At 75.1% G+C, this 18,792-nt stretch carries 18 protein-coding genes; 5 read left to right on the top strand and 13 right to left on the bottom strand.

Features of this window, described 5'->3' with window-relative positions; translation table 11 throughout:
* Nucleotides 1-28: 28 nt before the first annotated feature.
* The 3 genes from KIK08_RS22035 to KIK08_RS22025 all read right to left on the bottom strand — a co-directional run bounded on the left by KIK08_RS22035 (nucleotide 29) and on the right by KIK08_RS22025 (nucleotide 3,846).
* On the bottom strand, nucleotides 29-391 hold the full coding sequence (locus tag KIK08_RS22035; RefSeq protein ID WP_214405119.1) for an SPW repeat protein: 363 nt from the start codon (nucleotides 389-391) through the stop codon (nucleotides 29-31).
* Nucleotides 392-714: 323 nt separating this feature from the next.
* Nucleotides 715-2,310, bottom strand: a complete 1,596-nt coding sequence (locus tag KIK08_RS22030) for a M28 family peptidase (protein WP_214405118.1) — start codon at nucleotides 2,308-2,310, stop codon at nucleotides 715-717.
* A gap of 102 nt (nucleotides 2,311-2,412) precedes the next feature.
* Nucleotides 2,413-3,846, bottom strand: coding sequence for a vWA domain-containing protein (locus KIK08_RS22025; RefSeq protein WP_214405117.1), 1,434 nt, complete (start codon nucleotides 3,844-3,846; stop codon nucleotides 2,413-2,415).
* Between the two features lie 130 nt (nucleotides 3,847-3,976).
* On the opposite strand from KIK08_RS22025, the gene KIK08_RS22020 reads away from it, so the two are divergent.
* From KIK08_RS22020 to KIK08_RS22010, 3 genes are all read left to right on the top strand, one after another.
* A complete protein-coding gene (locus KIK08_RS22020) occupies nucleotides 3,977-4,672 on the top strand; it encodes a response regulator transcription factor (protein ID WP_214405136.1) in 696 nt (231 codons plus the stop codon).
* Nucleotides 4,669-5,769 carry a HAMP domain-containing sensor histidine kinase gene (locus tag KIK08_RS22015; RefSeq protein ID WP_214405116.1) on the top strand — a complete coding sequence of 367 codons (1,101 nt, stop codon included), beginning with the start codon at nucleotides 4,669-4,671 and terminating at the stop codon, nucleotides 5,767-5,769. The genes KIK08_RS22020 and KIK08_RS22015 overlap by 4 nt, the downstream gene beginning before the upstream one ends.
* A 127-nt stretch (nucleotides 5,770-5,896) precedes the next feature.
* On the top strand, nucleotides 5,897-7,432 hold the full coding sequence (locus KIK08_RS22010) for a DUF4153 domain-containing protein (protein ID WP_250557549.1): 1,536 nt from the start codon (nucleotides 5,897-5,899) through the stop codon (nucleotides 7,430-7,432).
* Here KIK08_RS22010 and KIK08_RS22005 read toward each other — a convergent pair.
* Together KIK08_RS22005 and KIK08_RS22000 are read right to left on the bottom strand one after the other, a co-directional pair.
* Complete coding sequence (locus KIK08_RS22005) at nucleotides 7,425-8,279, bottom strand: AAA family ATPase (RefSeq protein WP_214405134.1); 855 nt, start codon at nucleotides 8,277-8,279, stop codon at nucleotides 7,425-7,427. The genes KIK08_RS22010 and KIK08_RS22005 overlap by 8 nt on opposite strands.
* Nucleotides 8,280-8,384: 105 nt before the next feature.
* Nucleotides 8,385-8,567: a hypothetical protein gene (locus tag KIK08_RS22000; RefSeq protein WP_214405115.1), complete on the bottom strand. Its 183-nt coding sequence runs from the start codon at nucleotides 8,565-8,567 to the stop codon at nucleotides 8,385-8,387.
* 108 nt (nucleotides 8,568-8,675) lie between these two features.
* Between KIK08_RS22000 and KIK08_RS21995 the strand changes: the two genes are divergently transcribed.
* Nucleotides 8,676-10,805, top strand: a complete 2,130-nt coding sequence (locus KIK08_RS21995; protein ID WP_214405114.1) for a RecQ family ATP-dependent DNA helicase — start codon at nucleotides 8,676-8,678, stop codon at nucleotides 10,803-10,805.
* 27 nt (nucleotides 10,806-10,832) lie between these two features.
* Here the strand turns inward: KIK08_RS21995 and KIK08_RS21990 are convergent, their stop codons facing one another.
* From KIK08_RS21990 to KIK08_RS21980, 3 genes are all read right to left on the bottom strand, one after another.
* Nucleotides 10,833-11,696, bottom strand: a complete 864-nt coding sequence (locus KIK08_RS21990; protein ID WP_214405113.1) for a phosphotransferase family protein — start codon at nucleotides 11,694-11,696, stop codon at nucleotides 10,833-10,835.
* 49 nt (nucleotides 11,697-11,745) lie between these two features.
* Nucleotides 11,746-12,081 (bottom strand): hypothetical protein, encoded by a 336-nt coding sequence (locus KIK08_RS21985; RefSeq protein WP_214405112.1) that lies wholly within the window; start codon nucleotides 12,079-12,081, stop codon nucleotides 11,746-11,748.
* 136 nt (nucleotides 12,082-12,217) lie between these two features.
* Nucleotides 12,218-12,778 carry a TetR/AcrR family transcriptional regulator gene (locus tag KIK08_RS21980; protein WP_214405111.1) on the bottom strand — a complete coding sequence of 187 codons (561 nt, stop codon included), beginning with the start codon at nucleotides 12,776-12,778 and terminating at the stop codon, nucleotides 12,218-12,220.
* A gap of 104 nt (nucleotides 12,779-12,882) precedes the next feature.
* On the opposite strand from KIK08_RS21980, the gene KIK08_RS21975 reads away from it, so the two are divergent.
* Nucleotides 12,883-13,788 carry an SDR family NAD(P)-dependent oxidoreductase gene (locus tag KIK08_RS21975; protein ID WP_214405110.1) on the top strand — a complete coding sequence of 302 codons (906 nt, stop codon included), beginning with the start codon at nucleotides 12,883-12,885 and terminating at the stop codon, nucleotides 13,786-13,788.
* 103 nt (nucleotides 13,789-13,891) lie between these two features.
* Here KIK08_RS21975 and KIK08_RS21970 read toward each other — a convergent pair whose 3' ends face one another.
* The 5 genes from KIK08_RS21970 to rplU form a co-directional block, all read right to left on the bottom strand.
* Nucleotides 13,892-15,139, bottom strand: coding sequence for a methyltransferase domain-containing protein (locus KIK08_RS21970; protein WP_214405109.1), 1,248 nt, complete (start codon nucleotides 15,137-15,139; stop codon nucleotides 13,892-13,894).
* An 81-nt stretch (nucleotides 15,140-15,220) separates the two neighbouring features.
* Nucleotides 15,221-16,390 carry a glutamate 5-kinase gene (proB, locus tag KIK08_RS21965; RefSeq protein ID WP_214405108.1) on the bottom strand — a complete coding sequence of 390 codons (1,170 nt, stop codon included), beginning with the start codon at nucleotides 16,388-16,390 and terminating at the stop codon, nucleotides 15,221-15,223.
* Complete coding sequence (obgE, locus tag KIK08_RS21960) at nucleotides 16,377-17,861, bottom strand: GTPase ObgE (RefSeq protein WP_214405107.1); 1,485 nt, start codon at nucleotides 17,859-17,861, stop codon at nucleotides 16,377-16,379. The genes proB and obgE overlap by 14 nt, the downstream gene beginning before the upstream one ends.
* A gap of 102 nt (nucleotides 17,862-17,963) precedes the next feature.
* The gene (rpmA, locus tag KIK08_RS21955) at nucleotides 17,964-18,221 is read right to left on the bottom strand and encodes a 50S ribosomal protein L27 (protein WP_214405106.1); all 258 of its coding nucleotides are present in this window, start codon (nucleotides 18,219-18,221) and stop codon (nucleotides 17,964-17,966) included.
* A gap of 12 nt (nucleotides 18,222-18,233) precedes the next feature.
* Nucleotides 18,234-18,554: a 50S ribosomal protein L21 gene (gene rplU, locus KIK08_RS21950; RefSeq protein ID WP_214405105.1), complete on the bottom strand. Its 321-nt coding sequence runs from the start codon at nucleotides 18,552-18,554 to the stop codon at nucleotides 18,234-18,236.
* Between the last annotated feature and the right edge of the window lie 238 nt (nucleotides 18,555-18,792).

Below are 18,792 nucleotides of genomic sequence, written 5' to 3'. Positions count from 1 at the left end.
CGTCACGGCCGCTCGACTCCGACGCGGGTCAGTGCTGCCCGGCCAGGCCCCGGTGGTCGGCCTGCGCCGCGGGAACGGCGGCGAGCCCGACCGCGACGGTCAGCACGCCGGCCACCCACGAGGTCCAGGCGGCCCCGGCCAGGTCGGCGTAGGCGAACACCCACGGCGAGATGAACAGCAGCACCCCGAGCACCACGTGCACGTACTCGCTGGCCACGGAACCCGGAGCCCCGAGCGACCACAGCCCGGCCAGCGCGATCAGCACCCCGAACACGATGAGCGTCGACAGCGCGGCCGTGTCGGTGGCGACCACGATCGGCGACAGGGCCGTCAGCACGCCGATCACCACGACTGCCCAGTCCTGCCAGCGGCGCCACGTCCGGTTGGTCATCGCAACCACCTCCCCTTCCGAAAGGAACACCACGATCGTGCGCCTTGACTGGCCGGCCGGTCAAGAACTGTGGCGTACGGAACCGCACCCCTGGGAACCGGCGGGCTGGGCCCTGCGTTCCGGGTTGTGGACCACCTCCGACCTGCGCCGGCGCGTCCGAGCACTCCCCGCCCGCGACCGCGCACACGCCCCGCCCGGCCCGCGCGAAAGCGGCTGTCGTCCAACTTGGTTGAACGACAGCCGCTCTCGTCCACGGGTCAGCCCGGCGGCGGCGCTGCCCGCCCCGCGAACGAGAACGGGCCCCGCCCGAGGGCGGGACCCGTTCAACCGCGAAGGACGCCCCTCAGCGCGACTCCCGCGTGGTCGTGGCTCAAGCCACCACCGGCCGCGGTGTCTCCGCCGCCGGCGGGGGCGGCGGGCGCCGCGCCCGTCACCAGCTCCGGCTGGTGTGCCAGGGTGAACGTGGCCGCGGCGACGGCGTCGGCGTGCAGGTCGAGCGCCTCGTCGTTGATGTTGCCCGTGGTGTCGCAGGCCTGGTGGTAGCACGGGTCGTAGGGCTGGCCCGCGGTGCCGCCGTAGAGCTCGGCCTGCTCGGCCGTCTTGATGCCCTCGGCGCCGGTGAAGGTGCCGCCGGCGGGGATGCCCGCCTCGATGAAGGGGCCGTAGTCGGAGCGGCCGTCGAAGTCGGTGCCCTCGACGGGCTGGCCGCGGTCGGCGAAGAACTTCTCGAACACGTCCTCGATCTGCGCGGAGCCGGCCGGGCCGGGGCCCGCGCCCGCGGCGTCGGAGTCGTCGCCGTCGTAGAGGAAGTTGACGTGGTTCGGCGAGGCCACCATGTCGAAGTTCAGGTAGGCGTAGATCTTCTCCAGCTCGGCGGGGGGCAGCGAGGCCACGTACTCGGTCGAGCCGACCAGGCCCAGCTCCTCGGCGCCCCACCAGGCGAACCGGACGGTCACCGGCGGCGTGCTGCCGGCGAGCTGCTCGGCGACGGCCAGGATGGAGGCGGTGCCGCTGCCGTTGTCGTTGATGCCGGGGCCCTCGGGAACCGAGTCGAGGTGCGAGCCGACGACGAGCACCTGGTCGGCGCCGGCGCCGGGCAGCTCGGCGAAGACGTTGGAGGTCTCGCGGATCTCGCTGACGGCGTCGACCTGGATGGTGACGGTCGCGTTCTGCAGGGACTCGCCCAGCGCGAAGGGGACCCCGACGACGGGGATGCCGACCGGGACCCCGAGGTTGCCCAGCAGCAGCTCCAGGCGGTCGGGGGCGTTGCCCTCGTTCATGATCACGGCACCGGCCGCGCCCGCGGCCTCGGCGTTGGCCGCCTTGACGCCGAAGTCGCACGTGCCGCGCTGCAGCAGCGCGACGGACCCGGCGGGGAAGGCGGCGAAGTCGGCGGCCTCGCAGCCGCTGGTGGAGCCGCCCGTGGGCGGCAGCTGCACGTCGACGGCGACCGCGGTGCCGCTGACGTCGCCGCTGCCCGACAGCGCCATGACCGCGAAGTCGGTGCCGTCGGCGTACTCGGCCGGCGTCGGGGCCGTCTGGGCGAAGGCCGCGCTGTTCTGCTGGAAGAACGGGAACTCGAAGTCCTGGGTGGTGACCGTGAGGCCGGCCGCGGCGGCCTTCTCGGCCACGTAGTCGGCCGAGGCGTCGTAGCCGGCGGTGCCCGAAGCACGGGTGCCGCCGTTCTCGTCGGCGATGCCCTGCAGCGCGTCGAGGTGGGCCTTGACGTCCTCGAGCGTGACGCAGTCGAGCAGTTGCGCGCCCTGCGTGGCGTCCAGCGCGCCGCATCCGGCGGCGGCTGGGGCGGCGGGAGCGGCGGAGGCGGGGGTCGCGGTCAGCAGGACGCCGGTCATGGCGGTCAGGCCGGCCGCGGCGACGGCACCGAGGCGCGATCGGCGCGAGCGGTGGGGAGCGGTCATGGGGATCCCGTCTTCTGGTGGCAACGCGCCCCGACGCGGCGTCGCCCGGACGGTCGACGACACTGCCGCGAACCCGCACGCAGCGTCAAGTCGGGGTCACGCTCAGACCGGGAGCAGCGCCTCGACGACGTCGGCGAGTTGTGCGGCGGTGCGGCACTCGTGCATCGGGATGAGGTCGGCGTAGCGCAGGGCGGCCGAGTCGCCGCTGCCCCACTGCCGGCGCGGCTCCGGGTTGAGCCAGTGCGCGTGCCTGGCCTGCCCGACCAGGCGCTTGAGCACGGCCAGGTTGGGGTCGCGGTAGTTGGTGCGGGCGTCGCCCAGGATCAGCAGCGAGCTCTTCGAGGTGAGGGCGTCGCCGTAGAGCTCGGCGAAGCCGCCGAGCGCGCCGCCGTAGTCGCTGTGGCCGTCGAACGCGACCAGCTCGGCCTCGCGCAGCACCTTCTGCATCACCCCGGACAGCTCCGAGCCGGGCGCGAACAGCTGGGTGACCTCGTCGGTCCGCTCGATGAACGCGAACACCCTGACCTTGCTGAACTGCTCGCGCAGCGCCTGCACGAGCAGCAGGGTGAAGTGGCTGAAACCCGCCACCGATCCGGAGACGTCGCACAGCACGACGAGCTCGGGGCGACCGGGGCGGCGGGTCTTGTAGGCCGGGCGCATCGGCACGCCGCCGGTGGACATCGAGCGGCGCAGCGTGCGGCGCATGTCGAGCGAGCCGCGCTTGGCGTGCTTGCGGCGCACGGCCAGCCGCGACGCCAGCCGCCGGGCCAGCGGGTGCACCGTGCGGCGCAGCTGGGCGAGCTGCTCGGCGTAGGCGGAGAGGAACTCGACCTGCTCGGTCTGCTTGGGCACGGCCGTGCGCGCGACCTGGTCGCGACCGCGGATCTCGGCGGTGCGCCTGCGGACCTCGTCGGTGATCATCTTGCGGAACCGGGCGATGCGGTCGCGGATCTCCCGGCGCACCATCTCGTCGGAGAAGGCGTCCGGGTCCTGCTCGCCGCCGCGCAGGTCGTCCATGATGCGGGCGAGCAGCGTCTCCGGGGAGAGCAGGCGCAGCGCCTGGTAGGCCGACCAGTTGGGCTGCGCGCCGGGGCCGCGCACGCCGGTGCCGCCCGCGCCGGAGTTGCCCAGCGCGTCGACCACGGCCCTGGCCAGCTCGGCGAGCGCGGTGTCGTCGCCGTCGCGCAGCAGGTCGGCGAGAACATCTCTCAGTGCAGCGATGTCGACGGGGCCGTCGTCGGCGTCGCCGACGCGCGGGACCTCGACCTCGGTGGTGCCGGCGCCGATGGCGATCGGGAAGTACAGCTCGAACAGCGTGTCGAACGCGGCGCGCTGGCCGGAGCGGCGCAGCAGGGCCGCGGCCAGCCCCTCGCGCAGCTGGTCGCGGTGGATGAGGTCGAGCGCGCCGAGCACCTCGGCGGCGGCGATCGTCTCCCCCGGTCCGACGGAGACCCCGTTGGCCCGCAGTGCGGCCACGAAGTCGACCAGGTGGCCGACGAGGCCGTGCTCGTTGACGGTGCGCCCGGCCGTTGTCATTGCTTCATCATGCCTGCTGAACACCCGTTCAGGGAGGGTCGGTCCGCGACGGACCTGCACAGGATCTTCACACCGCGTCCCGAGCGCCTCCACCGCCGGTCCCTATGGTCGTCCCATGTCCGGTGAACGGATGGGGAGCGAGCCGCGCCGCGTGCTCGTGGTGGACGACGAGCCGACGATCGCCGGGTCGGTGGCCGCGCGGCTGCGGGCCGAGGGGTTCGCCGTCGAGGTCGCGCACGACGGCCCGGCGGCGGTCGCGGCCGCCGCGGCCCACCGGCCCGACCTGGTCGTCCTCGACGTCATGCTGCCCGGCTTCGACGGCCTGGAGGTGTGCCGGCGCATCCAGGCCGACCGGCCGGTCGCGGTGCTGATGCTGACCGCCCGCGACGCCGAGACCGACGTGCTGGTCGGGCTGGGTGTGGGCGCCGACGACTACATGACCAAGCCGTTCTCGCCGCGGGAGCTGGCCGCGCGCGTGCACGCGCTGTTCCGGCGGGCCGACCGGATCGCCGAGTTCGCCGCGGCCGACGCGCGGCCGCGGATCGTGCTGGGCGAGCTGGAGATCGACCCGGCCACCCGGCGCGTGCACCGGGCCGGCGCCCCGGCGCACCTGACGCCCACCGAGTTCGACCTGCTGGTGCACCTGGCCGCGCGCCCGGGCACGGTGCACAACCGCGACGCGCTGCTCGCGCAGGTGTGGGGCTGGGCGGACGCCACCGGCACCCGGACGGTGGACAGCCACGTCAAGGCCCTGCGCCGCAAGCTGGGCCCGGACCTCATCCGGACCGTGCACGGCGTCGGCTACGCGTTGGAGGTGCCGCGATGACCGCTGCCCCGCCCCGCACCCCGCGGGAGTGGCTCTCCGACGTCATCCCGCGCCCGCTCGACCCGGTCCGCTCGATCAAGCTCAAGATCAGCATCCTGCTGCTGGCCTCCGGCGGGGCCGGGCTGGCCTACCTCTGGTACGAGTTCCGCTGGCAGCCGCCGCTGCTGACCCAGCTGGTGACGGTGACGATCGTGCTGGCCACCGCGCAGGTGCTGGCGCACGGCATGACCCGGCCGCTGCGCGAGATGACCGCCGCGGCCGGGGCGATGGCCCGCGGCGACTACACCCGCCGCGTGCGGGCCACCTCCGGCGACGAGGTCGGCCAGCTGGCCACGGCGTTCAACCGGATGGCCGCCGACCTGGCCGCGGCCGACCAGCAGCGCCGCGAGCTGATCGCGAACGTCTCGCACGAGCTGCGCACGCCGATCGCGGCGCTGCACGCGGTGCTGGAGAACGTCGTCGACGGCGTCGCGCAGCCCGATGCGGCCACCCTGCGCACGGCGCTGGCCCAGACCGAGCGGCTGGGCTCGCTGGTCTCCGAGCTGCTGGACCTGTCGCGGATCGAGGCCGGAGCGCTGGTCGTCGAGCCCGAGGTCGTGTCGCTGGGGCCGCTGCTCGACCAGGCCGTCGCGGAGGCGACGGTCGCCGCGGACGTGGCCGGGCGCGGGGTGGGCTTCGAGGTGTCGGTCCATCCTCCGGACGCCACGTTGACGGCCGATCCGGCGCGGCTGCACCAGGTCGTGGTGAACCTGCTCGACAACGCCGCGCGGCACGCGCCCGCGGGTTCGCGGGTGCGGGTGAGCGGGCGCACCGGCGGGGGCGAGGTGGTGCTGGAGGTCCACGACGACGGCCCGGGCATCGCCGTGGAGGACCGCGACCGGGTGTTCGACCGGTTCACCCGAGGCGAGCGCGCCGCGGGCGGCGGCACCGGGCTCGGCCTGGCCATCGCCCGGTGGGTGGTCGAGCTGCACGGCGGCCGGATCGCCGTCGTCGAGCCCGGCCCCGTCGATCCCGCGGCGGACCGCCCGCCCGGCGCCGGGCCCGGCTGCCGGATCCGGGTGACCCTGCCCGCGCTGCCGATCACCACGCCCCCGTAACCGTCGAGAACGAACTTGTCGTGATCCACGAGCCCTGTTGATCACGACAAGTTCGTTCTCGACGGGATGTGACCGAGGACCCGCGTGCCCCGGCGTTGAATGCTGTCCGAGAGACCCAGGAGAATCCATGACGACCACGCTTCCACCGACGCCCGATGCGCCCGTCCCCCGCCGATTGCTCGCGGCGACCGCGCTCGGCGGGCTGGGCTGCGCGCTGGCGATCCCCACCGAGCGGCCGGGGATCGGCTGGCCGGTGGCCGTCGCGGTGCTGGCGGTGGCCGTGCTGCTCGTCGGGGCCAACACCCCGGGCGGGGTGCGGGCTCTGATGCCCGGCGCGGCCAGGGTCGAGACGCTGACCTGGGCGGTCGCGGCGCTGGCGCTGACCGCGGTGGCCTGGGTGCGCGCCGCCGAGTGGCTGGTGGCGCTGTGCCTGCTCACCGCGTGCGTCGCCGCCGCGATGGCGGTGGGCGGGCGGCTGATGGTGAGCGTGCTGCGGGCGGTGCTGTCGATCCCGCTGGGGATGCTGCAGGCGGTCCCGTGGCTGGGCAGGGCGGTGCGCCGCTCCTACCGCACCCCGGGCAGCGGCCCGGACGTGCGGATCGCGCTGTCGGTCGGGGTCGGCCTGGTGCTGCTGCTGGTCTTCGGGACGCTGCTGGCCTCGGCCGACGCGGTCTTCGCCGGCCTGGTCGACAACCTGCTGCCGGTCATCGACGAGGACGCCGTGAGCACCGCGGTGGTGCTGTTCGTGCTCGGCGCCGCGCTGGTCGCCGGGACGGCGCTGCTGCTGGTCGCGCCGCCGGCGCTCACCCTGGCCGCACCGCGCCCGACCCGGTTGCGCACCCTCGACTGGGCGGTGCCGGTCGGGCTGCTGGTCGCGCTGTTCGCGGTGTTCGTCGGGGTCCAGTTCGCGACCCTGTTCGGCACCGAGCAGTACGTGCAGGACACCACCGGGCTGACGTTCGCCGAGTACGCCCGCAGCGGATTCTGGCAGCTGCTCGCGGTCAGCGCGCTGGCCCTCGGGGTGATCCTGGCCGGTATCCGGTGGGCGCCGGCGACGTCGGACGCCGACCGCTCGACCAAGCGGCTGCTGCTCGGCGCGATGGCCGTGCTGTGCCTGGTCATCGTGGTCTCGGCGCTGCGCCGGATGTGGCTCTACCAGCAGGCCTACGGGTTCACCGTGCTGCGGCTGCTGGTCGGTGCCTGCGAGCTGTGGCTGGGGCTGGCCTTCCTGCTGGCGCTGGTGGCCGTGCTGCGGCTGCGCCCGACGGGCACCGTGCGCCCCATGGTCGCCACGGCGGTGGGCGCGCTGGTGCTGCTGGCCGTGCTCGACCCGGAGCGGTTCGTGGCCGCGCAGAACGTCGCCCGGTTCGAGGCGACCGGCCGGCTGGACGCGGAGTACCTGTCGCGGCTGTCCGCCGACGCGGTGCCGGCGCTGCTGGCGCTGCCCGACTCGCCCGAGCGCACGTGCGTCCTGGCCAGGATCGCGGCCGGCAACACCGCGCGCGGCGGCGACGACTGGCGCACCGCCAACCTGAGCCGCGCGGCCGCCGAGGCGAGCGTCGGGCACCTCGCCGGGCTCAGCGACCGCGCGAGCGGCGGCGACCCGGTCTTCGGGGGCGGGCGCTACCTCGGGCCGGAGGAGCCGGGTTGCTCGCTCAGTTGAGCCGCAGCTCGGCGGCGGCCTTGACGGCGTCCGACTGGTGCTTGAGCACCACGCCGAGGGTGGCGTGCACGGTCTCCTCGTCGAGGGTGTCCAGGCCCAGCGCGAGCAGGGTGCGGCCCCAGTCGATGGTCTCCGCGACCGAGGGCGACTTGCGCAGCTCCAGCCCGCGCAGCACGCGCACGGTGCGGACCAGGGCGTCGACCAGCGACTCGGCCAGGTCGGGCACCCGCGACAGCACGATCCGGCGCTCCAGGTCGGCGTCGGGGAAGTCCAGGTGCAGGAACAGGCAGCGGCGCTTGAGCGCCTCGGACAGCTCGCGGGTGGAGTTGGAGGTGAGCAGCGCGAACGGCCGGCGGATGGCGGTCACGGTGCCCATCTCCGGCACGGTGACCTGGTAGTCGGACAGGACCTCCAGCAGCAGGCCCTCGACCTCGACGTCGGCCTTGTCGATCTCGTCGACCAGCAGGACGGTCGGCTCGGTGCGCCGGATCGCCGTGAGCAGCGGCCGGGGCAGCAGGAACTCCTCGGAGAACACGTCGTCGCGGGTGTCGTCCCAGGACTCCTTGCCCTGGCCCGCGGTGATCCGCAGCAGCTGCTTGGCGTGGTTCCACTCGTAGAGGGCGCGGGCCTCGTCGATGCCCTCGTAGCACTGCAGGCGGACCAGGCCGGCGTCGGTGGCCGCGGCGACGGCCTTGGCCAGCTCGGTCTTGCCGACCCCCGCCGGGCCCTCGACCAGCAGCGGCTTGCCGAGCCGGTCGGCCAGGTACACGGTGGTGGCGACGGCCGTCGAGGCCAGGTAGCCGACGCCCGCCAACCGCTCGACGACGTCCGCCACGGAGCCGAACATCGGCGACTGGGGGGCGTTCACGCCCACATCTTGCCTGCGCCGGGCGCCATCCGCCCAGGCGCGTGTTCTGGAATCGGGTTCTGAGTGACCCGACACACAGTCCGCTCAGACGGTGCGCCGGCGCCCGGTCCACTCGTCGACGTCGAGCAGGAAGATCCATTCGAGGTGGTCGGCGCAGGCTCCCGCCGGTCGCGCGCGCTCCGCCTGCTCGACGACGACGACGGCGGCCCGCGTGCACCGCGTGCAGCGGCGGACGGCGAACGGGCGGCTGCGGAACAGGCTGCTCATGCCGGACGCGTTCCCCGCCACGAGGGGCTTCACACGCCCGGGTGACGGGTGGGTTGTCCACAGGGTCGGCGGGTGCCACTTGCCCCGCTGTCGGGGTCCTCGGCCACCATGGGACGCGTGACGAGCACCGGAGAGCGCACCGACCCGGCCCTGCGCGAGCGCGCGGAGGCCGTGCTGGCCACCCTGGCCGGCCCGCACGCCCGGCTGCGCGACGACCAGTGGACCGCGATCGAGGCGCTGGTCGCCCAGCGCCGACGGGCGCTCGTCGTGCAGCGCACCGGGTGGGGGAAGTCCGCGGTGTACTTCGTGGCCACCGCGCTGCTGCGGGCCGCGGGCGCCGGCCCCACGGTGATCGTCTCGCCGCTGCTGGCCCTGATGCGCAACCAGATCGACGCCGCGGCGCGGGCGGGCATCCACGCCGTCACCGTCAACTCGGCCAACACCGGCGACTGGGAGAACACCTACGCCGCGGTCGACCGGGGCGAGGTCGACGTCCTGCTGGTCAGCCCGGAGCGGCTGAACAACCCCGACTTCCGCGACCGGGTCCTGCCCCGGCTGGCCGCGGGCGCGGGTCTGCTGGTGGTCGACGAGGCGCACTGCGTGTCCGACTGGGGCCACGACTTCCGCCCCGACTACCGCCGGCTGCGCTCGTTGATCGCCGAGCTGCCGGCCGGCATCCCGGTGCTGGCCACCACGGCCACGGCCAACGACCGGGTCGTCACCGACGTCACCGAGCAGCTCGGCCTGGGCCGGGAGGCCGGCCCGGACGACGGCACGCTGGTGCTGCGCGGCTCGCTCGACCGGGAGAGCCTGCGGCTGTCGGTCGTCGCGCTGCCCACGCCCGCGCAGCGGCTGGGCTGGCTGGCCGCGAAGCTGGCCGAGCTGCCCGGCGCCGGCATCGTCTACGCGCTGACGGTGCAGGCCGCCGAGGAGGTCGCCGACTTCCTGCGCGAGCGCGGCTTCCCGGTCGCGGCCTACACGGGCAAGACCGAGCCCGAGGAGCGCCTCGCCGCCGAGGGCGACCTGCTGGCCAACCGGGTCAAGGCGCTGGTGGCCACGAGCGCGCTGGGCATGGGCTTCGACAAGCCCGACCTGGGCTTCGTCGTGCACCTGGGGGCGCCGGCCTCCCCGGTGGCGTACTACCAGCAGATCGGGCGCGCGGGCCGCGCGGTCGAGCGGGCCGAGGTCGTGCTGCTGCCGGGCCGGGAGGACCGCGACATCTGGGCGTACTTCGCCTCGCTGGCCTTCCCGCCCGAGCCGCTGGTCCGCCAGACGCTGGCCGTGCTCGGGCCCGAGCCGCTGTCCACCGCGGCCATCGAGACCAGGGTCGACATGTCGCGCAGCCGGCTGGAGATGCTGCTCAAGGTGCTGGACTGCGACGGCGCGGCCAAGCGGGTCAAGGGCGGCTGGATCGGCACCGGCCGGGAGTGGGTGTACGACCGCGAGCGCCACCAGCGCATCGCCCAGGCCCGCAAGGCCGAGCAGCAGGCCATGCTCGACTACCTGACGACCGACGAGTGCCGGCTGGTCTTCCTGCGCCGCCAGCTCGACGACACGGGCGCCCGGCCGTGCGGGCGCTGCGACAACTGCGCGGGCTCGGCGTGGTCCACGCAGGTCGACGAGGGCGCGGCCGAGGCGGCGGGCGAGCGGCTGGCCCGGCCCGGGGTGCCGGTGCCGCCGCGCAAGCAGTGGCCGTCGGGCATGGCCGAGCTGGGCGTGCCGGTCTCGGGGCGGATCCCGGCCGGCGAGCTGGCCGCCGAGGGCCGGGTGATCGGGCGGCTGTCCGACATCGGCTGGGGCACCCGGCTGCGCGAGCTGGTGGGCCCGGACGTCGAGGACGTGCCCGTCCCGAAGGACGTGCTGGACGCGGTCGTGCGGGTGCTGGCCGGGTGGGGGTGGGAGCAGCGCCCGGTCGGCGTGGTCGGCATCGGCTCGCGGCGCCGCCCCCACCAGCTCGACCACCTGGCCCGCCGGATCTCCGAGATCGGCCGGCTCCCCCTGCTGGGCACCCTGGTCCCCGGCGGCGACCGGCCCACCGGCCAGGCCAACTCGGCCCAGCGCCTGGCCGCGGTCTGGGAGTCCTGGAAGGACGTGCCCGACCTCGGCGCCGTCGACGGCCCGGTCCTGCTGGTCGACGACGTGATCGACTCGGGCTGGACGATGACGGTGGCCGCCCGCGCGCTGCGTTTGGCCGGCGCCCCGGCGGTGCTGCCGTTCGCGCTGGCGCTGGACGGCTGAGGGAGGGGGCGCGATCGTCCGCGCTCGTCAGAGCCTGCGCAGGGCCCGCTCCAGCACGTCCTCGACGCGGTCGCGCATGCCCGCCGGGTCGACGGGCGCCCGGCCGGCGACCTGGCGGGGAATGAACCGCGGCCAGTCCGGGCCGAAGGAGCAGAGTGCGGTGACGTCGGCCCGGGGGTCCACCTCCAGGCCGGCCAGCTGCTGGTAGAGCTCCAGGAACCGCTCCGCGGCCGCGGCCGAGCGCAGCACGGCCAGGTTCAGCCGGACGTGCCCGACGTCGATGCCGCGCGGGCCGGTGCCGGCGCCCGGCCAGTCGACCACGCCGCGGACGCGGTCGCCCTGCCACAGCACGTTGAAGGGCTGGAAGTCGCGGTGCAGGAAGACCGGCTGCACCGCGGCCGGCAGCGCCCACGCGGTCTCGAAGGCCCGGACCCACCGGTCGTCGCGTCCGGCCCAGGCGGGCAGCACCGGGGAGGCCCAGGGCACGTACGGCTCGCCCTCGACACCGGTCGCGTGGATCGCCACCAGGGTGGCCGCCAGTTCGCGCAGCCAGCCGTCGAGGTCGGTGGGTGCCAGCCGCACCTCGCCCGCGACCAGGGTCATCAGCAGCGACGGCACCCCGGCGTCCGCGCCGAGCGGATCGGCGGCGACCAGGCGCGGCGCCGGGATCGGGGTCGCGGCCAGTGCGCGCAGCGCGCCCGCTTCGCGGCGCACGAGCGCCGTGGCGTCGTCCGGGATCCGCCCGTCCCACCTGCGCAGCACGACCGGCGAGTCCGCGGTCTCGACCCGGTACATCGCGGCGGTGATGCCACCGGTCAGCGGCACGGCCCCGCGGACCCGGCTGCCGGTCGTCTCCTCCACCCACCGGGCGGCCCCGGGATCGAGATCCACCGGACGATCCTAGGTGGCGCGCCGCCCGGCCGGACCGGCGTCGAGCGGGCTACTCGGTGCCGAAGCCCAGCGGCGCCGGCAGGTCGACCAGCAGGCCCCCGCCGCCGGCCACGTGGAAGGCGGCCACGAGCAGCAGCACCACGGCGATCGCGATGCGCGCGGCCCGGTACCTCCGCTCGCCCTCCACGATGAACACCCGGTTGGCCACCACGACCACCACCAGCGCCACGCCGAGCACGATGTCGGCGATGTCGCTGTAGGAGGTGACGCGGCCGTTGACGGTCACCGTGGACGTGACGTCGACGACGAACGGCACCGCGGCCAGCACGTAGGCGGCGATCTCGCGCCGGTGCGGGAACCGCACCCGGTCGACCTGGTTCAGCATGTCCGCGCTCTCCCCCGGAACGGTGTCCGGTGCCCGTCACGTCCCCCGACCCGGGCACCGACGAGGACGCTAACCGGCCTCCCGCCCGGGTTTTACGCAGCGACGATGACGATCCGGTCGCGGGGACCCCGCAGTCCTACGGACGCATCCCGGCGATCAGCATCTCGGTGTAGCGGTCGGCCCGCTCGTCCCGGTCGCCGTCCCCGAGGCGGGCCGCGTAGCCGATCCCGCAGACCAGGCGCTGGATGTCGCCGACGTCCAGGTCGGGGCGGACGGCACCGCCGGCCCTGGCCCGCTCCAGGACGCGCCCGGCGGCGGCGAAGAGCTCGGTCTTCTTGGCCTCGGTCGCCGCGTCCGCCACGTACGGGGCGGCCAGCACCTCGGCGACGCCGGCGTTGCCGGTCTCGACGACGACCGCCGCGCGCACGAGGCGGGCCAGTCCGGTGAGCGGGTCGTCCTGGGCCTCGGCCAACCGCGCCTGCTCCAGCAGCCTGTCGAGCGGCTCGTCGGCCACGGCCTCCAGCAGCGCCTGCCGCGTCGGGAAGTGCCGGTACACGGTGCCGACGCCCACCCCGGCCCGGCGGGCGATCTCGTTGAGCGCCAGGGACGCGTCGCCGGCGTCGATCGCCTCCTGGGCGACGGCCAGCACGCGCTCGCGGTTGCGGGCGGCGTCGGCGCGCAGCGGAGGGGGGCTCACGCACCCATCCTAGGTGATGCGGATGATGAATCCGAACGGATAACTCATCCGGTTCGGTGCTACGGTGAAGCGGATAGGTCATCCGATCTCACCGGAGGTCCCGCATGGACACCCCCACCGCCATCCGCCGCATCGTCGTCACCGGGGCGAGTAGCGGGCTCGGGCTCGCCGCCACCCGCGAGCTGGCCCGCCGCGGCAACGCGGTCGTGCTGGCGGTGCGCGACCCCGCCAAGGGCGCCGCCGTGCGCCGTGACCTGCTGGCCGAGCTGCCCGCCGCCGACCTCGACGTGCATCGCCTCGACCTCGGCGACCTCGACTCGGTGCGCGCCTTCGCCGACGCCGTCCTGGCCGACGGGCGCCCGATCGACGCCCTGCTGAACAACGCCGGCATCGGCGGCGGGCGGCGGACGCTCAGCCCCCAGGGCAACGAACTGGTGTTCGCCACCAACCACCTCGGCCACTTCGCCCTGACCGGCCTGCTGCTGCCCCGGCTCGCCACGGGCACCGACCCCCGGGTGGTCACGGTCTCGTCGGCGCTCTACCGGCTCGGCCGGATCGACTTCGCCGACCTCACCGCCGCCACCCGGTACTCGCAGCCGCGGGCCTACGTCGGCTCGAAGCTGGCCAACGCCCTGTTCGGGCTGGAACTGGAGCGCCGGCTGCGTGCGCTCGACTCCCCTGTGCGCAGTCTGCTCGCCCACCCCGGCACCGCCCGCACCGCGATGCCGACCAGCGCGCCGACGGCCGCCGCGAGGACCGTGGGCAGGCTGTTCGGGCTGCTGATGGGCCGCAGCGCCGATTCCGGCGCGGCCCCGCTGGTGCACGCCGTGGTCGCCGACCTGCCCGGCGCCACGATGGTCGGGCCCGGTCCGCGCCGGGGTCCGGCCCGGCCCGAGGTCGAGCCGATCCGCCGCCCGGCCGACGACCCCGACCTGGCCAGGCGGCTGTGGGAGGTGTCGGCGGAGCTGACCGGCGTGCAGCCCGCCGCTCCGACCACGCGCGCGCTCTAGGCCCGGCCCGGCGGGGTCGACAGTCTTCGCAGGGTCCCCGTAGTCCTCGCAGGTGCTGTGCACTCTGCGCCGACCACACCGCCCCTGCGAAGACACCGGGGGATCATCGGCGACCCTGAGAGCGGACCTCGGCCAGTACGGTGCCGTGCGGCTTGGGCACCACGCCGGGGCCCGGCTCGCCGGGTTCGCCCGGCACCACGGTGAGCCGCCAGTCGGGCGCCCCCGGCCGGCCGACGGCCGCCCAGGCCTGCATGGAACCGACCAGCGCCGCCCCGACGTCCATCCCGGCGGGGCCGAAGCAGCGGATGGCCTGGCGACCGTCCGCCGTCTGCGCGACGACGGCGAGGCCCGTCGGGCCGTGCGAGGTCACCAGGGCCGGACTGCCGACCGACGGCCCTACAGGGAGCAGCTCGTCGGCGAACAGGCCATCGGCGGGGGCGGGTGTCCCGGTGCCCGCGCCGACCAACCGGCACGCCCCCGGCTCGGTGAGCGCCAGCCACAGCCCGAACCCGTCCCAGATGTCGGCCTGGCGCAGCGGGAAGGGCATCCGGATCGCGCCGCCGGGTTCGGCGAGCGCGGCGACCAGACGCTCGGGGTCGGCGGGCAGCCCGTCCGACGGCACCTCGACGGCCAGGTCGGTGCCCGCCAGCGCGACCGTGCGCCCGGTCGCCGAGCCGATGCCGCGCAGCCGGATGAACATGCAGCTCTGCACGGAGTCGCTGCGCAGCAGCCCGTCCTCGCCGAGGTCGAGCGCGACGCAGAGCTGACTGCCGCGCACCGCCAGCGGCAGCAGCAGCCGGCCGCCCTCGGCGAGCTGGGCCACCCACTCGGGACGGACGTCGTCGCTGCCCACGGTCAGCACGATCCGGTCGTACGGGGCGCGCTCCGGGTGGCCGACGGCGCCGTCGGCGCAGACCAGCTCGATCGCGCCCGCGTCGGCGGCGGCGAGCTGGGGCGCCGCGGTGGCCAGGTGCTCGCAGGCGTCGTCGATGAGCTCCTGGTCGATGTCGACCGCGACCACCCGCCCCTGCCGGCCGACGACGGTGGCCATCAGGGCCGCGTTGTAGCCGGTGCCGGCGCCGATCTCGAGCACCCGCTGCCCCGCGCGCAGCTCGAGCTGCTCCAGCATGATCGCCATCATCGACGGCTGGGACGCCGAGCTGGTGGCGGCGCCCTCGGCGAACCGGATCGGCACGGCGTCGTCGGCGTAGGCCTCGTGCAGGGTGAACGAGGGCAGGAACAGGTGGCGCGGCACGGCGCGGAAGGCGCGCTCCACCGCCGGGCTGCGGATCCGCCCGGCCGCGCAGAGCGCGTCGACCATGTGCGCGCCCGCCCGGTCCGCCGCCGTCATCGTCCCGAGTCTGGCCGCCCGCCGCTCAGCTGAGCAACCGCTGACCGGCTGCTCCCTGCGCCGCCGGGGAGGGCGGGACACTCAGAACGGCACGAGGTCGTCGGCGTGCACGACCTCCCGGCGCTGCTCGGGCGCGAGGTCGCGGGTGCGCCGCCCGATCAGCGCGGGCAGCTCGCCGGCGTCGAACCCGGCCACCCCGCGGGCGACAACGGTGCCGTCGGGCGCGACCAGGTCGACGACGTCGCCGGCGTCGAACTCCCCGGAGAACGCCTGGATGCCCGCGGCCAGCAGCGAGCGCCTGCGCCCGACCACGGCGGCCACGGCGCCGTCGTCGAGCTGCAGGCGGCCGCGGACGTCGGCGGCGTGGCGCAGCCAGAACCGGCGCGCCGACATCCGCCGCCCCGAGGGCCGGAACGCCGTGCCGACGGTCGGGCCGTCCTGGTCGGTGGACAGCGCCGCGCCGACCTGCTCGGCCGCGGCCAGCAGCACCGGGATACCGGCCGCCGACGCCATCGCCGCCGCGGTGATCTTCGTGGCCATGCCGCCGGTGCCCAGGCTGCCCGCGCCGGGGGCCGCGATCCGCACGGCCGCCAGGTCGGTGGGGGCGTCGACGTCGGTCAGCAGCCGCGAGCCCGGCCGGCGGGGGTCGCCGTCGTAGAGGCCGTCGACGTCCGACAGCAGCACCAGCGCGTCGGCTCCCACGAGGTGCGCGACCAGCGCGGCGAGGCGGTCGTTGTCGCCCACCCGGATCTCGTCGGTGGCCACCGTGTCGTTCTCGTTGACCACCGGCAGCACGTCGAGCCCGAGCAGCCGCTCCAGCGTGCGCTGGGCGTTGCGGTAGTGCGCGCGGCGGATCATGTCGTCGGCGGTGAGCAGCACCTGCCCGATCAGCTGGCCGTGCCGGCCGAAGGACTCGCCGTAGGCCTGGGCCAGCGCCAGCTGGCCGACGGCGGCCGCGGCCTGCTGGGTGGCCAGGTCGCGCGGGCGGCGCACCAGCCGCAGCGGGGCCAGGCCGGCCGCGATCGCGCCGGAGGACACCAGCACCACCTGGCTGCCGGCGGCCCGGCGGGCGGCGAGCGCGTCGACGATGGCGTCCAGCCGGGACGGGTCGAGCCCGCCGCCGAGGCTGGTCAGCGAGGACGACCCGACCTTGACCACGACCCGGCGGGCCGCGCCGAGCGCGGTGCGCGGCGGGACGGGGAGCGGGACCGGTGTGCCGGCGAGGGATGTGCTCGCGTCAGTACTCGTCATCGTCGGTGTCGTGGCCCGTGTCGGTGAGGCCGAGCTCCTCGTCGGTGTGGTGGCGGCGACGGTCCGCGCGGGCGGCCTTGCGCACGGCGGCGCTGATCCGTTCGCTGCGGTCGAGGCGGGCGTCGGTGCCCCGTCGACCCATCATCACCGCCATACCGGCCGGGGTGTTCGGCTCCCAGTCGAAGGTCACATCGCCGATCGTCACCGGGCAGCCGGGCTCGGCGCCCGCCTTCGCCAGCGCCTCCTCGACCCCGAGGCGGGCGAGCCGGTCGCCCAGGTAGCCGACGGCCTCGTCGTTGTCGAACGAGGTCTGGCGGACCCACCGCTCGGGCCGCGCACCGCGCACGACGAAGCCACCGGGCAGCTCGCGGTCCTCCTCGATGGTGAAGCCCGAGTCGTCGACCGCGACCGGGCGCAGCACCGCCCGGGTGGGCTCCAGGATGGGCTGCGCGGCGCGGTGCTCCCGCACCCGCTCGGCCATCGCGAACGACAGCTCGCGCAGCCCGACCCGGCTCGCCGTGGAGATCGGCAGCACCGGCCAGCCGAAGCGCTCCTGCAGGTCGGCGGCGACGATGTCGGCCAGGTCGCGCGCGTCCGGCACGTCGATCTTGTTCAGGGCGATCAGCCGGGGCCGGTCGGCCAGGTCGCCGCCCAGCGCCGGGGTGTAGCGGGCGAGCTCGTCCTCCAGCGCCTGCACGTCGGACACCGGGTCGCGGTCGACCTCGAAGGTGGCGCAGTCGACCACGTGCACCAGCACCGAGCAGCGCTCGATGTGGCGCAGGAAGTCCAGGCCCAGCCCGCGGCCCTCGGAGGCGCCCGGGATCAGCCCGGGCACGTCGGCCACGGTGAACACGTCCTCGCCGGCGCTGACCACCCCGAGCTGGGGCACCAGCGTGGTGAACGGGTAGTCGGCGATCTTGGGGCGGGCCGCGGACAGCGCGGCCACCAGCGACGACTTGCCCGCCGACGGGAAGCCGACGAGCCCGACGTCGGCCATCGAGCGCAGCTCCAGCACGAGGTCGCGGGACTCCCCGGGCTCGCCGAGCAGCGCGAACCCGGGCGCCCTGCGCGCCGCCGAGGACAGCGCGGCGTTGCCCAGCCCGCCCCGGCCGCCCGCGGCGGCCACGAACCGGGTGCCCGGGCCGACGAGGTCGGCGACGACCTCGCCGAACTCGTCGAACACCACGGTGCCGTCGGGCACGCGCAGCTCCATGTCGTCGGCGTTGGCGCCGGCCTTGAACCCGCCCTGGCCCTGCTTGCCGTTGCCCGCCGCCGCGTGCGGGTGGTGGTGGAAGTCCAGCAGCGTGTGCACGTTGGGGTCGACGACGAGCACGACGGACCCGCCGCGCCCCCCGTTGCCCCCGTCCGGGCCGCCCAGCGGCTTGAACTTCTCGCGGTGCACCGAGGCGCAGCCGTTCCCGCCGGCGCCCGCGGTGGCGTGCACGACGGCGCGGTCGACGAACCTCGACACCCTGCTCTCCCTCTCTGCTGTGCTCCGCCGTGAACGACAACGGCGGGCCACCCGTTCCCGGGCGGCCCGCCGCAGCGGAGCTGTGTCTGCCGTGCCGGGCCCTCAGACCTCGGCCGGCACCACGTTGACGACCTTGCGGCCCTTGGTGTAGCCGAACTGCACCGAGCCCTCGACGAGCGCGAACAGCGTGTCGTCGCCGCCGCGGCCGACGCCGGAGCCGGGGTGGAACTTGGTGCCGCGCTGGCGGATGAGGATCTCGCCCGCGTTGACGACCTGGCCGCCGAAGCGCTTCACGCCCAGGCGCTGCGCGTTCGAGTCGCGGCCGTTGCGGGAGCTGGACGCACCCTTCTTGTGTGCCATGGCTGCGTCTCCCTACTTCGACTTCGACTTCGAGATGCCGACGACCTGGATCTTGGTCAGCGGCTGGCGGTGGCCCTGCCGCTTGTGGTAGCCGGTCTTGTTCTTGAACTTGTGGATCCGGATCTTCGGACCCTTGGTGTGCTCGACGACCTTGGCCGTCACCGCGTAGCCCGCCAGCGCGTCGGCGTCGGTGGTCACGTCCGACCCGTCGACCAGCAGCAGCGGGACGAGGCTGATCTCCGTGTCGGCGTCGCCGACGACCTTCTCCACGGTGATCACGTCGTCGACGGCCACCTTGTACTGCTTACCGCCGGTCTTGACGATCGCGTACATCGACGCACTGCTCCAAAGCTCGGGGGGACGAAGCACCTGGTCGCCCAGGCGCGTGCCGCGATGCGCCGGCCGGCTGAACCGACCGCGGACTGCGGCGCAGGTCTCCAGGGTACGGAAGGGTTTCGCGGAGGGTCAAACCGGGTCGGCCTCCCCCGGCGCGGGGCCGTCAGCGGGGCCCTCAGTGGGGCCGTCAGCGGGGCCGTCGGCGGGCGGTCCCGCCGGGCGCGACGCGGCGCGC

Source organism: Pseudonocardia lacus (assembly GCF_018531445.1).
GTDB lineage: Bacteria > Actinomycetota > Actinomycetes > Mycobacteriales > Pseudonocardiaceae > Pseudonocardia > Pseudonocardia lacus.
The sequence above is the reverse complement of the archived record's forward strand: the minus strand, read 5'-3'. Positions and strand labels throughout refer to the sequence as shown.